The following is a 14266-nucleotide window of genomic DNA, read 5'->3' as shown; positions in this document are numbered from 1 at the left end:
TCGCTATTTTTAAAAAACTGACATAATGGGGGTAGTGCGTCCGTATAGCGTGTCCAAAGGACAAACATCTTGCTCGCTGTTTTTACATTTTTACAAAGCTGAGATGCACCCAAATCCATCAATTGCCGACTACCGAATTCCATTCTTTTTCCGCATCTTCAAGGGCTTGTTCAACACTTTTTTGACCAAGCATTGCCGCTTGTAAATTAGTGTAAATTGCTTTTTGTAATGCCTTGAGATTGTCCATTGCTGGAACTAAAATTTCAGCATCATTTAATTGTTGTGCGCCTACTTTTGACGCTTGTTCCAGGGGAGATAGATCGGTTTTCTCGTTTAATTTACCAATATATTCTTGTACTGAATCTTTAGTTGAAGGTAAAACACTCGCTTCCTTGGCAAAAGCTAATTGATTGGTTGAATTGGTCACAAATAAGGCGAATTTGAGCGCATCTTCCGGATTATCTGTATCCCGAGGAATGACCAAATTCATCACCGCGACATTCTTTTTTCCCGACTCTCCCGTGACTTGAGGTGCAACCTCTGAAACTTTGGCGATCGCCGGAGCATTATTTTCAATGGTAGGAAAAAACTGCGCCCCAGTTGCCAACAAAGCCGTTTCTCCCCCTTGATACAGTTCGATCGCGTAACGATGTCCTTGGGTGAGAACTTCCGGGGGAAGCAAATTTTGTTGATAAAGATCGACCCAATATTGAAAAGCTGCTTTTCCTTCTGGGGTATTAAACGCCGCTTTGCCCTCATCATCGACTAAACGTGCGCCCATTTTTACCAAAGATTCTAAAATTTCGCCAGAATCTTCGGGAACAAAACTCACAAAAAAGCCGTATTTTCCCGTCTTTTCCTTAATTTGCTTGGCCATGTTCGCCAATTCAGCATAAGTCGTCGGGGGCTGATCGAGTCCAGCTTCTTGCAAGAGCGATCGATTGTAGATGATAATTTGAGTCGTCAAATACCAAGGAATGCCAAAACTCTTATCTTTTAGGGTACTCGCTTGCCAGATATTGGGTAGATATTGCGATCGCGCTTCTGGGGAAATGCGATCGTCAAGTTCAAACCAAGCATTACGGGTAGCCAGTTGCGATGCAAAAGTCGGATTGAGATTGACCACATCGGGAGCCGTTTTCGCCGAAACCGCCGTGAGAATCTTGCTTTCCATCGCTGTCCAAGGGACATCCACCCAACGCACCTTCACCCCAGGATTTTCCGCCTCAAACTCCGCAATCAAATTGCCAAAATAGTCATTAAACTTTGGTTGAAGCTGCATCGTCCAAAACTCTATTTCTCCCGCATCATCCGCCGCAGGAGGCGAAGTACAGCCGATCAATGCGCTTAATGCCAGCCCTGCCAGAAGAGATAAACCCAAATGAAACGGCTTGTAAATTCCCACTTTGTCTATTAATTAACGATTTAATGAACAATTATCAGTCATCTGGGCAGATTTCACCATACCCCCTCGTTACGCATTATTCATCTAGGTTCCCACTCGGCCAAAAATCTTTTTTGATATTGTTATTTTTTAAAGCCGGAATAATTTGGTTTTTTATGATTTCTGAAACTAGGGTAAATACTTTTGTACGACACTCCAACCGGAAAGCGAGACAAAAAGAAAGCCAAAAAAGAGAATTGAATTGGTAATGAGATGAAGCGATCGCGCTTTTTCCCATTTCCCGATCGCCAAAGCACTCCCCCCAGAAATCAAAACCAAAGTTACCACCAAAATTCCCGCGACAAGGTGGGGAGAATGTCCCAAATTGCCGTAATAGCCTAATGTGCCAACAATACCAACAGTGAGTAAAAGTAACACTAAAAATACTAAAATACTGCCGATCGCCAGGTGAAATAACCGCAAACCTTGAGGATAAGATTGGTTTTTTAAACGCAAAATACGCATCCAAATTCCCGCGATCGCCAAAAGGAAATAAGCAGCGATCGCCAACCCCATCGACCAAGCTGCAATTTTCCAAAGCCAAAGAAAAGAAGGTAAATTCACAATCGTCTCAAAATATTTATTCTCGATTTATCCATCATAAAATCAAGGGTTATCATCAGGACAACCCCTAACTATTTTGTAAAACTTTTGACGTTAAGCAAACCAATTAAGCTGAGGGAAACTGACGATGATAAACTTCATCTTCTTTATTCGATACCAACTTCAAATCCGATCGCGGATAAGCATAACATAATAAAGCATATCCTTCCTCTTGTAACTCAGGAGAAAGTCCCATCACATCTTGTTCGACCTTGCCCTCCACAATCTTAGCAGCACAGGTCGTACAAACCCCAGCAGTGCAAGAAGACGGTAATTCAATTCCCTCTGCTAAAGCAACTTCCAGAATCTTTTGATCCTCTGCAACCGTAATTGTCTGGGTCGATCCTTCGTGATTAATTTCAACAGTATAGCGATTTGCCATTGCTTTTTCCTGTAGTCTTATCGGTAGTTTGTAAATTGTAATGCCACGGGGAAATCTTCTTGCTTGAGAAACTGAATAATTTCTTGCAGATCGTCCTTAGATTTGCTAGTAACTCTGACCGAATCTCCTTGAATTGAGGCTTGAACCTTTTTAAAATTATCTCGAATTGATTTGCTAAGTTTCTTTGCTAATTCTTGACTAATTCCCTTTTTTAAGGTTATTTCTTGACGAACGCGATCGCCACTGGCGGATTCAACCTTACCATATTCAAAAATCTTTTGGGAGAGTTCTCGCTTGGCTGCTTTTTGGCGCAAAATCCCGTGAATTGCATCCAAAGTCATATCACTATCAGTATTGACAGTAATTGCCGTTTCACTCAGTTCTACCGTGCTATTGGTATCTTTAAGATCGTAGCGACCTTTTATTTCTCTTTGGGTTTGATCGACTGTGTTAACCATTTCTTGATAGTCAAAATCGCTAACCACGTCAAAAGAGCAAGTCGAAGCCATAGTTTAGTAAACAGTAATCAGTAAGCAAAATCAGTTTTCCTTAAATCTTCCTTGTAAAAATAGGAGTCGCGATCGCAATTCCTCAGTCAAAGCAAGATTTAAGATTTAATCAAAATAGAAACGAGTCACAATTTTACGCTGTTCTTCTGCCTCCTCGCAAGTCTTCAATAGAGTATGACTATCGTGAAACGCAAAACAAACCAATTGCTGACAGCGTGCAGTGATTTCCCGGTTGCATAAAGCACTCGCTTCTCCTAGGGAAAGGCGATCGTTTTCGGGATTTTCCACGAGATGAATCACCATTTCCAAGACTTCTCGCGACTCTCTCGGCTGACGAGATAAACTTTGGGGTAAAATCACCGTCAACAGATTGGGATCGGCATTCATAGCCCCGCGAATGGCAGCTAAATTCGTTCCCGTTGCACCAGAAGTCATCAAACGGTTGCCCCCCAACACAAGGGCATAACTCATGGTCTCAATAATTTTTTGGTGCGCGAGGGGAAGGTGACGCGAACCTAGTAGGGCAATACGTTTGGAACTGGTTTGTTGAATAGCTGCCAGTTCTTGTGCTAACGTATCGATTTCTTTTACTTCGATGGACTGACTCAAATTGGTTACTCGGTTGGAACTTGTTTGCTGACAAAATAACGCTAGTCGTCGATCGCGAGACTAGAACAGAGCAATTTTATCTTAACAGAGGACTGGAAAATAGTTTCCCCTGGTTAGAGAACTGGGGCAACTTTGGCTGCTTCTTCCTGCAAAAGTCCCGTTAATAAAGAGGCTGGGGGTTGACCGTGAGGCCAAGCAAAGGCATGGCGAAAGGCGGCATCCTGACAGGCTTGCAGTTGCCTAAAATCGATAATATCGAGGGTGAGTAAATTTTCGTACTCGAAGGGCAAACGGACGTTATGCAGCCCAGCATTATCGGTACAAATGGCAATATCAACTCCCGCTTCAAAACAGCGATCGAAGACGATTTTCAGTTGTTTGGGGTCTTCTAGGGTGCCGGTTTTGATATAAGTAGTGGGACAAACTTCCAAGCATTGCCCGTTGGCGGCTAATTCGGGCAATAATTCTGGGTAGTGTAGGGGAATTTGGATGCCATGACCGATCCGCAACAAATAGGGGAGAAGTTCCGGATAACAGCCGTCGCGGGTTTCGTAGAGATGTCCTGTCGTCTTTAAGCCCCGCGATCGCGCATAACGGTACAATTGCACGAATTCATCAAGGCGATCGCCATAATGGGCATCTCCCCCCGCAACATCGATCGCGCAAACATATTGGGGATAATTCACTGCCAATTCCGCGATCGCCTTATTCACCTCATAAGGTAAGCGAGAGTGCATACAGAGGATTTGGCTGGTAACGATGGGACACTCTACCAACTGAGAAGCGTGTCCTACTGTCTCCACGATCGCCTGCATCTGGTCGATGCGATCGTTTTGGCTCAAATCCTCGGAAGTCCGAAGATAGGGCGTATAGCGCAATTCCAGGTAAGCTAAATTCTCAAAAATATACGCCCCACGAATGAGGCGATAAATAAAATAAGGAAGTGTCTCTTCGGTTTGAACTTTTTCGACGAGGGTGTGTAACTCTAAATACTCATCTAGGGTATTGCGGGGACGAGTGTAAAACCCTTCAAAGTCTGAATATTCGGGAAAGCGGGCTATTAATTCCTGATTATGACGCTGACAGTAGCGCCAAAAGATACGAGGAACCACAGATCCCCCTAGATGACGATGTAATTCTGCGTATAAAGCCATAACTTAAGATTTACAATTTGTAACTTAATTTTATTTTATCGTTTTTTCCGGTAAGTCGTACAATCCTTAATTTCAAGGAATTTCTGAGAAACAAGTTCGACGAATCGAACAAGGAAAATCTCAAAAATTATCAGCATTGCAAAAACTGGCACAAGCACATCAGATGACTTTAAATGACTATTTGGAAACTATTGCTCAAACTGTTTCTGAATTACGCTCTCAAAACTAGGGATTGTGGGTTTTCCAATCACTTCTCAATCTCCTTGCAGGATCGAGTTTAAGTGCCTAACGCTCATTGTACTTTTTCCCTCAACGATCGCAAGAGGGAGTTTAAATTGAATAAAATGTCAACTCAATTACTCATTCCCCCCTTGACATTTTTCCCATTGAGTCCAGATAATGGTAGTTTGTGAAAACTGTCGTATAAGAGCGAGACCCTTGGCAAACGTTATTGTTATTGGTGCCCAGTGGGGAGACGAAGGAAAAGGCAAGATTACCGATTTGTTGAGTCGATCGGCGGATGTCGTCGTGCGTTACCAAGGTGGGGTAAATGCCGGACATACTGTGGTCGTCCGCGATCGCACGTTTAAACTCCATTTAATTCCCTCGGGCATTCTTTACCCGAAAACCCAATGTATTATCGGTTCCGGCACCGTTATTGACCCAAAAGTGCTGATCGAAGAAATCGACCAACTCGAAACCTTGGGAATTTCGAGCGATAATCTCTATATCTCCCAAACAGCCCATGTAACAATGCCCTATCACCGTCTCATCGACCAAGCATCGGAAGAGAAGCGGGGAAAACACAAAATCGGAACCACCAAACGGGGGATCGGTCCAACCTACGCGGATAAATCTGAACGTGCAGGGATTCGGATTATTGACCTATTGGACGCAGCAGGATTACCGAAATTGCTGAGGCGATCGGTCAAAGCCAAAAATGAAGTTTTAGAAAAACTTTACAATTTAGAGCCGCTTAATCCTGAAGATGTTATCGCACAATACTTAAAGTACGCCGATCGCCTGCGTTCTCATGTTGTCGATAGTTCTCTCAAAATCGATGAAGCTGTTAAGGGTCGCAAAAATATTTTATTTGAAGGGGCGCAAGGGACACTCTTAGATTTAGATCACGGGACTTATCCCTATGTCACCTCCTCTAACCCTATTGCTGGCGGTGCCTGCGTCGGTGCAGGAGTCGGACCGACTATCATCGATCGCGTGATCGGGGTCGCAAAAGCCTATACTACCCGTGTAGGTGAAGGTCCCTTCCCCACAGAATTACACGACGAGATCGGCACCCTATTAGGCGATCGCGGGGCGGAATTTGGCACTACCACCGGTCGCCGTCGTCGTTGCGGTTGGTTTGATGCGGTCATCGGTCGCTATGCCGTGCGGATCAATGGGTTAGACTGTCTGGCAATTACCAAACTTGACGTTTTGGATAGTTTGGAGGAAATCAAAGTTTGCGTTGCCTATGACGTAGACGGCGAAAAATGCCATCATCTCCCCAGCAGTACTTCCCAGTTTGCCAAATGCCGTCCCCTTTACAAAACGCTACCGGGATGGAAACAATCCACAGAAGAATGTCGTAATTTAGATGATTTACCTCAAAAAGCATTAGACTATCTCAAGTTCCTTGCTGAATTGATGGAAGTTCCTATTGCGATCGTTTCTTTGGGAGCCAGTCGCGACCAAACTATCATCGTTGAAGACCCCATTCACGGACCCAAACGTGCCTTACTGATTTAACCCATAAACAACCCCTAAAAAACCATGTCAGTTACGATTGAATGTCAAAAAAGACCGGAAATGAGCAAGTCAGGAGCCTTGCGTCGTGAAGGCTTAATTCCTGCTAATTTATACGGTCACGATGGTGCAAACTCTGTACACCTTGTTATTAAACGGAAAGAAGCCGAAACCCTTCTGCGTCATGCTGCAGCCAATAAAACTATTGTTGAGGTCAATATTCCCGATTTATCTTGGCAGGGAACAACCGTGATTAGAGAAGTACAAACTCATCCCTGGAAAGGTACAATTTATCATCTCAGTTTCTTCGCGGTTGACAAACCTGAAGATTAAATTCACAATCATTAAAGCAGAAAAGGCGTATGAGAATGCGCCTTTTTTTGAGCCTTTTTGAGACTATTTTTCCTTTTCTCTTTCTCGAGCAATATAAACTTAAACACAGTGCAACAACTATGAAAAAATATAATGTCTACGGTATCGGCAATGCTCTCGTTGATATAGAATTTGAAGTTTCTCCAACACAATTAAAGGAACTTCAAATTGATAAGGGAGTAATGACCTTAGTTGATGAATTGCGCCATTGGGATTTAGTTGATACGCTAAAAGCATTCCCTTGCAAAAAAAGTTGCGGTGGATCTGCTGCGAATACAATGGTTGCTTTAAGTCAATTGGGTAGCAAGGGATTTTATTCTTGTAAAGTGGCTGCGGATGAAACAGGCTCTTTCTTTTTAGAAGATTTATTACGCTGTGGTGTCGAGACGAATTTACAGCACCAACATCGCGAGGCTGGAATTACGGGGAAATGTTTAGTTTTTGTTACCCCTGATGCCGATCGCAGCATGAATACTTTTCTAGGAATTACAGGAAATTTTTCTACGGATGAATTGGTTGCAGAAGAATTAAAAAATTCAGAGTATTTATATATTGAAGGTTATTTGATGCCCTCTCCAACAGGGAAAGAAGCAGCAATTCGCGCTCGAGAAATTGCGGAAGAAGCAGAGGTTAAAACCAGTCTTTCTTTGTCCGATCCGAATATGGCTGAGTTTTTCAAAGAAGGGCTATTAGCAGTGATTGGGTCAGGTTTAGATTTAATTTTTGCCAATGAAAGTGAAGTTTTAAAACTGGCAGAAACGGATAATTTAGCGGATGGGATTGAATATCTCAAAACCATTACTAAATGTTTTGCTGTGACTCGGGGAGGGCAAGGATCCCTCATTTTTGATGGCGAAAAACTGCTGGAAATTGCTCCAGTTTCCGTGGAGGCGATCGATACTGTTGGTGCAGGAGATATGTACGCAGGAGCTTTTTTACATGGTATTACTGAGGGAATGAGTTTTACCGAAGCGGGAAATTTAGCCTCTCATGCCGCAGCCAAAATTGTGACTCGTTTTGGTCCTCGCATGGAAACGGAGGAGTTACAATCTTTGTTAATCAGCTAATAATATCGAATCCGGTTAATGGGTATAACAAGGTTAATCAGCTAATAATATCGAATCCGGTTAATGGGTATAACAAGGTTAATCAGCTAATAATATCAAATCCGGTTAATGGGTATAACAAGCGGGCAAGATGCCCGCACTACTGTAATAATTGAATATTATCGTAGTGGGAGCGTCTCGCTCCCTAGATTTTTAATGATAGTATTCATACGGATTTGATATAATTTTAGGCAGAGAATATTCAACTCATCGCTTAGGTTAAAATGCTAGGTTAAAATGCGGAATATTTTCCGCGATCGCACCATGTTATTTGGCTTGTTCTCTGTGATAACTTAGTAATAAGAAGAAAAGCAATTGGTTTCCTTCAGTGTTTATCATTTAGTGTTCATTTAGTGTTTATGTTGATAAGCGCCAATTTCAGGATAAAAAGGCGCTATTTCCTCTTTAATTTCTAAAGTTGAACTTAATTGCTCTAACATCGATCGCAGGACGGGATCGGGAGAAAAACGCAAATAAGTTTCGCTAATTTCCAGAGCAACATGACGATTGCCCAAATGATAAGCAGCTTTGAGTAATCCGAGGGGAGTCTTGGCTTGAACCGTTAAAATAGGCTCAGGTTTGGCAATAATACAAACAATTTCCCCCGTTTCTGCTTGAAGAAAGTCGCCATCGCTGATAACAGTTCCTCTGGGTAGTTTCAGAACAAATACATGACCATCAGAAGTTTCCAAACGATGGCGACTGCGAGTTCTTTCTTCAGCACTAAGAGGAAGATGTAAACAATCTTGCCTCGCGATCGCGGGCTTCGTCAGACGCTGAGTGAGAGTTAACATGAAAAATTGCCGATCGCGTTACGGATTGTAACAATAGGGTTTGGAGGGTTTGGAGACCAAACCCCTACTATTGTAATTGTCTCATTGCACTTTGAATGCGTCTTTCGAGATCGACATCGCCCCCTTGAATTTGAGAGGTAATTTGATTAAAACGTTCGATCGATAGCCCGTTATCTCGCACAATTCGACGAGATTCATTGCAATAAGTTACGGCAATTTGTCTGGCATTGCCAGGAAGTCCGCTAAAGCTGGCACCCGCATTACAAGCAATATTAGGGGGAGCATTAGGAGTGACGATTTTTTTGATGTCATTGTAAGCCGATTGACGAATGGGTTCCATGTCTAAAACGGCTCTGGCATAACTTTGAATCTCGCCATTGGTAACATTTTGAGCTTGAGCGACAGTATCGAACAAATGAGGAGCAGGACGGGTGATATCCGGCACAACACCAACACCAATAGCTGCGATCGCCAAACCCGCGATCGCTAGGGAGCGAAGGACGGGTTGGCCGATATTCTGAGACAGTTTTGCGATCGTTAACATAAATGTAAAAAAAACAAACAGGCAATGGATAAATGGTAATCTTCCTCTCCAGAGTTATTTTACGCAAGATAAGTTCCTCAGTGTCAAATTCCTTGCAACTGCTCAGAGGGATTGAAAAATTGGCGGGAGATACCGCGAGTGACGAGTAAAACCACAACCAGTTCCGCAAAAGCAACCATAAACATGATGATAATCTGATAGAGAGCGGCATCAATGGGGTCAACACCGCTTAGAACTTGACCGGTTAGGGTGCCGGGTAAAGTCACGAGTCCCACCACCATCATGCGGTTAATTAGGGGGATCAGACCGGCTCGAATGGCATCTTTGCGGTAAGAAGCGACGGCTTGTTGGGAGGTTGCACCCAAACTGAGATGGGTTTCAATTTCGATGGCGCTGCGATCGATCGCACTCGCCAAACGCTCCCCCGAAATAGCGGCGGTATTCATAGCATTACCGAGGATCATCCCCCCTAAAGGAATGAGATATTGGGGACTGTACCAAATTTGCGGTTGAACGATGGCGATAATAATGTAACTCAAGGTTAAAAAAAGACCAGCGAGTAAAGACCCCCAGATGATGGGGAAAAGAGGTTTATGTTGGGGGGCGATCCGGTTGTGGGTGACGATCGCCGCCACGGAGAGCATGAAAATCAGGACAGCAAGGACAGCCCAAGGGCTATTGAGGTCAAAAACAAAGGCGAGGAAATAACCTGCCACGAGAAGTTGTAGGACGGTGCGAAGAGACGCGATCGCCATTTGTCCGGCCAGTCCCAACCGTTGCCATGCTGCTAGGGCGATGGCGATCGCCATCAAAGCCAAACCTAAAGCGACATCAAATAGATCGAGGGAAATTAAAGAATTCATGCTATGACTATAAGATTCACTATACATTATTCCTCTATGCGATCGCCGACCGTCAAATTTAAACCAATTTCAAACATTCTTTGCCAAGGGGAAAATATCTCTATTTCCCATTGCCATTGTAAGAAAGAATGGTGCATAGTTTGTTCCCAAACTGCATAAATTCTCTTTTTCATCTCTGCATGAATTTCCTTTTCTTTGCCATTAAAATCGTAATAAGACGCATCGATCGCCGGTAAATAATTCTTGACCAGATCCATGCGAACAATCGTTTGATAAGCCCAACCTTCCAATAAATGATAGATTTTGTTAGTTGTAATAGCATGGCGATCGCTGGCATCAATACCGATAATTGCTGTCGCTAAAACCGTCCCAATTGTGTTAGAAGAGGTATTCCAACAGCCATAAGCGAGAAGTTCATCCCAAGCAGCAAAATCATCCAGTAACTGCACTAACTCAGTTTCTCCCCCATTGGCAAAAGCAACATCGGCGATCGCAACAGGTTTACCCTCTTCTAAAAATGTCGCAATGCGATCGACAAAAAAAGGTAAATTACGATGAGTAGTATAGGTTAAATCTTTAATCGGATTGTCCCAGGCTTCTTGCATTACTTGACCAGGGGTATTAACAGCTAAAATAAAATCGGCTGTTTCTGGTGTAGAAACCAGACAACCTCCCACTGCTAAAATATGCGCCTTTAAACTTTCTCCCAAAGGACGATCTTCATATAGAGGGATAATTTGTTCTGAATAAATTGAACTATAAAGCAAATAAATTTTTCTACGAATGTCGCGCAACTGCAAACAAATACGGGCCAGTAATGTACACCCCACTTCATCAGCACCGGGGTATAAGTTAATCTTTTTCTGTAGGCGCTTGGTACTGATTTCTTTAACTACTTCTTGGCGATCTCTGGCAGTAAATCCATAGATCGCGCAATCATCTTGGGGAATCGATAAAAAATCAATAATTCCTCTTTCTACTAACGCGATCGCCTGTTTATTAATAATCAAATTCTGTTTTCGTCGCTGACAATAATCCTGTAAATATTCGGCAGGAAGTTCGCGATCAATGCGACTCAATTCCTCTGTTTCTGCTTCTGTTATACCTTCTCGTTGCTGCTTATCTTGCAACCATCCCCAGCGAAAGATTCTCTCCCCAAATTCCTCATAATAATCTGGTTCCTCTTCACTACTATTATAGCTTGGCGATCGCATAATTAGATTGCTGGCTAAAATGAGCAAATCAGGATACTTTTCTTTCAATCTGGAAATGCGATCGAGGCGATCGCGCAATAATTCCTCAGAATCTTGATGCAGTCGGGAAGGTAATAAACCCCCATAAACCAACATTTCAATTGATAAAATTGCCCCTTGACACTCCGATATTTTAACTTCGATCCAGTCCCAAAGGCGATCGCCTTTGGCGGGTTGTTTTTTCACCCCCAACAAACTTCGGGGGGGAACAACCAATTCCAAATTATTTTGTAACTTGGCGATCGCTTGGGGATAATCAAAATTGCAAGGCCGTTCATCAAGGGGAATATAGAGAATTTTCATCAATTATTAATGCTCCCTGTAAATATTGTTCTTGTAATTAAACGGGTGAGCCAATTAAGACCCACCCTAAAATTACACTAAACCAAAGCCCCCTCTAACTTCGGCATTTGACCTTCAGGAATAACCCGTCCGAAATCCTCAAAATTCTCAATTTCATTAAAATTTAGATAACGGTATAAATCACCCTTAAACGGATCGACCTTTTCCGCGACAATAGATAAATACTCCTCAACTGTAGGAATTTTACCCAACAAAGCGCAAACTGCCGCCAATTCTGCCGAACCGAGATAGACTTGTGCGCCCTTACCCATGCGATTGTTAAAATTACGGGTAGAGGTAGAAAAGACCGTCGCACCATCCTCAACTCGTGCTTGGTTGCCCATACAGAGAGAACATCCTGGCATTTCCGTCCTTGCCCCCGCAGCCGCAAAGATAGCATACATTCCTTCTTCTTTCAATTGTTGTTCATCCATGCGAGTAGGGGGACAGACCCAGAGACGACCTTTGACCGTACCTGCACCTTCTAAAATCTTAGCAGCAGCGCGATAATGTCCGATATTGGTCATACAGGAGCCAATAAACACCTCATCTACCTTATCCCCCGCACATTCGCTCATTAACTTCACATTATCTGGGTCATTGGGTGCTGCTAGGATCGGCTCTTTAATCTCGCTTAAATTCACCTCAATAACATCCACATATTCAGCATCCTCATCCGCAGACATTAAACTGGGATTTGCTAACCATGCTTCCATCTTGGCAATGCGACGCAATAGGGTACGGGCATCTTGATAGCCCCGTGCGATCATATTTTTCATTAACACCACATTAGAACGCAAATATTCCGCTATAGTTTCCTCGCTGAGTTTAATGGTACTGCCAGAACACGATCGCTCGGCGGTGGCATCAGTCAACTCGAACGCCTGTTCTACTTTTAGATCCGGTAAACCTTCCATTTCCATAATGCGACCGTTGAAAACATTGATTTTATTCTCTTTGCCCACGGTTAATTTACCCTGCTGCATGGCAACCCAAGGAATAGCATTGACGATATCTCGCAAGGTGACACCGGGTTGTAATTCTCCCGAAAACTTGACTAAAACCGACTCGGGCATATCTAAAGGCATAGCCCCCAAAGCGGCAGCAAAGGCGACTAAACCGGAGCCAGCAGGGAAGGAAATCCCCAAGGGGAAACGAGTGTGAGAATCTCCTCCCGTGCCTACGGTATCCGGTAGCAGCATTCGATTTAACCACGAGTGAATAATGCCATCTCCCGGACGCAGAGATACACCGCCTCGGGTGGCAAAGAAATCGGGGAGATTTTTGTGAGTTTCAATATCGACGGGTTTGGGATAAGCGGCAGTATGACAGAAGGTTTGTAAGGTGAGGTCGGCGCTGAAACCCAAGCAAGCCAGTTCTTTTAACTCATCCCGCGTCATCGGTCCCGTGGTATCTTGGGAGCCTACTGTGGTCATAATCGGTTCGCAGGAAGTCCCCGATCGCACTCCAGGCAATCCGCAGGCTTTCCCTACCATCTTCTGTGCTAAAGTAAAGCCCTTGCCCGTATCTTCTGGCAGGGTAGGACGAGCAAAAAGTGTTGTTGGCTCTAAGCCTAACGCCTCGCGGGTCTTATCCGTCAGTCCCCGCCCAATAAGGAGAGGAATGCGTCCTCCCGATCGCACTTCATCAAGAATTGTATCGGGTTTCAAGGTAAAGGTAGAAATGATTTCTCCGGTTTTATTAGTAATTTCGCCTTTGTAGGGATAAATAGTAATCACATCTCCCGTGTTCATTTGTGCGACATCACATTCAATCGGTAATGCTCCCGAATCTTCTGCCGTATTGAAGAAAATTGGCGCAATTTTCCCCCCTAAAATATAACCTCCTGCGCGTTTGTTGGGGATGAAGGGAATATCATTGCCAATATGCCACAGCAGGGAGTTGATTGCAGATTTACGCGAAGAACCGGTTCCCACAACATCGCCAATATAAGCAACAGGATGCCCTTTTTTCTTTAAGTCTGCAATGGTTTGCAATCCTTCCGGCATCAAGGACTCTAACATGGCGAGGGCATGGAGGGGGATATCCGGGCGAGTGGTGGCGTGAGGGGCGGGGGAAAGGTCGTCGGTGTTGGTTTCGCCTGGGACTTTAAAGACTGTTACGGTAATGCTTTCGGGGACTTTGGGTTTGTTGATAAACCAGACCCCATTTGCCCAGGCATCGATGACCTGTTTGGCGTAAGGATTGGTGTCTGAGAGGTGTAAAACGTCGTTGAAGGCATCGAAGACTAATAGGGTCTTACTGAGGGCTGTAGCGGCTTCTGAGGCGAGGGTTGAGTCGCGAGATTTTAGGAGGTCTACTAAAGATTGTACGTTATAACCTCCCACCATCGTCCCTAAGAGTGCGATCGCCCCCTGTTTGGAGATTAAGGGACATTCGATCTCTCCTTTGGCGATACCCGTGAGGAAACCCGCTTTCACGTAGGCTGCTTCATCGACACCGGGAGGAATGCGATCGCGCAATAACATTAGTAATTCTTCTTTTTCCGCTTCGGGGGGATTTTTCAGCATTTCGCAAAGTTCTG

At 44.0% G+C, this 14266-nt stretch carries 14 protein-coding genes; 3 read left to right on the top strand and 11 right to left on the bottom strand.

The genetic code is table 11. The features are described from left to right. Positions 1 to 118: 118 nt before the first annotated feature. From JUI58_RS13365 to JUI58_RS13340, 6 genes are all read right to left on the bottom strand, one after another. Complete coding sequence (locus JUI58_RS13365; protein WP_204104292.1) at positions 119 to 1405, bottom strand: sugar ABC transporter substrate-binding protein; 1287 nt, start codon at positions 1403 to 1405, stop codon at positions 119 to 121. A 168-nt stretch (positions 1406 to 1573) separates the two neighbouring features. Next, positions 1574 to 2008 carry a DUF4079 domain-containing protein gene (locus tag JUI58_RS13360; protein ID WP_348539887.1) on the bottom strand — a complete coding sequence of 145 codons (435 nt, stop codon included), beginning with the start codon at positions 2006 to 2008 and terminating at the stop codon, positions 1574 to 1576. Positions 2009 to 2114: 106 nt separating this feature from the next. Then, positions 2115 to 2429, bottom strand: coding sequence for a 2Fe-2S iron-sulfur cluster-binding protein (locus JUI58_RS13355; protein WP_204104291.1), 315 nt, complete (start codon positions 2427 to 2429; stop codon positions 2115 to 2117). A gap of 17 nt (positions 2430 to 2446) precedes the next feature. Continuing rightward, complete coding sequence (locus tag JUI58_RS13350) at positions 2447 to 2938, bottom strand: YajQ family cyclic di-GMP-binding protein (RefSeq protein WP_204104290.1); 492 nt, start codon at positions 2936 to 2938, stop codon at positions 2447 to 2449. 105 nt (positions 2939 to 3043) lie between these two features. Beyond that, complete coding sequence (locus tag JUI58_RS13345) at positions 3044 to 3547, bottom strand: DNA recombination-mediator protein A (RefSeq protein WP_204104289.1); 504 nt, start codon at positions 3545 to 3547, stop codon at positions 3044 to 3046. A gap of 113 nt (positions 3548 to 3660) precedes the next feature. Beyond that, entirely contained in the window at positions 3661 to 4701 is a 1041-nt protein-coding gene (locus tag JUI58_RS13340; protein ID WP_204104288.1) for an adenosine deaminase, read from the bottom strand. A gap of 438 nt (positions 4702 to 5139) precedes the next feature. Here JUI58_RS13340 and JUI58_RS13335 point away from each other — a divergent pair, with 438 nt between their 5' ends. The 3 genes from JUI58_RS13335 (at position 5140) to JUI58_RS13325 (ending at position 7886) form a co-directional block, all read left to right on the top strand. Next, positions 5140 to 6450 carry an adenylosuccinate synthase gene (locus tag JUI58_RS13335; RefSeq protein ID WP_204104287.1) on the top strand — a complete coding sequence of 437 codons (1311 nt, stop codon included), beginning with the start codon at positions 5140 to 5142 and terminating at the stop codon, positions 6448 to 6450. Between the two features lie 24 nt (positions 6451 to 6474). After that, positions 6475 to 6780, top strand: a complete 306-nt coding sequence (rplY, locus tag JUI58_RS13330) for a 50S ribosomal protein L25 (RefSeq protein ID WP_204104286.1) — start codon at positions 6475 to 6477, stop codon at positions 6778 to 6780. A 119-nt stretch (positions 6781 to 6899) separates the two neighbouring features. Beyond that, positions 6900 to 7886: an adenosine kinase gene (locus JUI58_RS13325; RefSeq protein ID WP_204104285.1), complete on the top strand. Its 987-nt coding sequence runs from the start codon at positions 6900 to 6902 to the stop codon at positions 7884 to 7886. A gap of 389 nt (positions 7887 to 8275) precedes the next feature. Here the strand turns inward: JUI58_RS13325 and ureE are convergent, their stop codons facing one another. From ureE to acnB, 5 genes are all read right to left on the bottom strand, one after another. Then, positions 8276 to 8719 (bottom strand): urease accessory protein UreE, encoded by a 444-nt coding sequence (gene ureE, locus JUI58_RS13320; protein WP_204104284.1) that lies wholly within the window; start codon positions 8717 to 8719, stop codon positions 8276 to 8278. A gap of 67 nt (positions 8720 to 8786) precedes the next feature. Continuing rightward, positions 8787 to 9263 carry a DUF4168 domain-containing protein gene (locus tag JUI58_RS13315; RefSeq protein WP_204104283.1) on the bottom strand — a complete coding sequence of 159 codons (477 nt, stop codon included), beginning with the start codon at positions 9261 to 9263 and terminating at the stop codon, positions 8787 to 8789. Positions 9264 to 9346: 83 nt separating this feature from the next. Further along, complete coding sequence (gene fetB, locus JUI58_RS13310) at positions 9347 to 10126, bottom strand: iron export ABC transporter permease subunit FetB (protein ID WP_204104293.1); 780 nt, start codon at positions 10124 to 10126, stop codon at positions 9347 to 9349. Between the two features lie 26 nt (positions 10127 to 10152). After that, entirely contained in the window at positions 10153 to 11682 is a 1530-nt protein-coding gene (locus JUI58_RS13305) for a DUF4127 family protein (protein WP_204104282.1), read from the bottom strand. A 77-nt stretch (positions 11683 to 11759) separates the two neighbouring features. Continuing rightward, a partial coding sequence (gene acnB, locus JUI58_RS13300) for a bifunctional aconitate hydratase 2/2-methylisocitrate dehydratase (protein WP_204104281.1) occupies positions 11760 to 14266 on the bottom strand: 2507 nt, incomplete at its 5' end.

It is taken from the genome of Spirulina sp. CCY15215 (assembly GCF_016888125.1).
GTDB lineage: Bacteria > Cyanobacteriota > Cyanobacteriia > Cyanobacteriales > Spirulinaceae > CCY15215.
The sequence above is the reverse complement of the archived record's forward strand: the minus strand, read 5'-3'. Positions and strand labels throughout refer to the sequence as shown.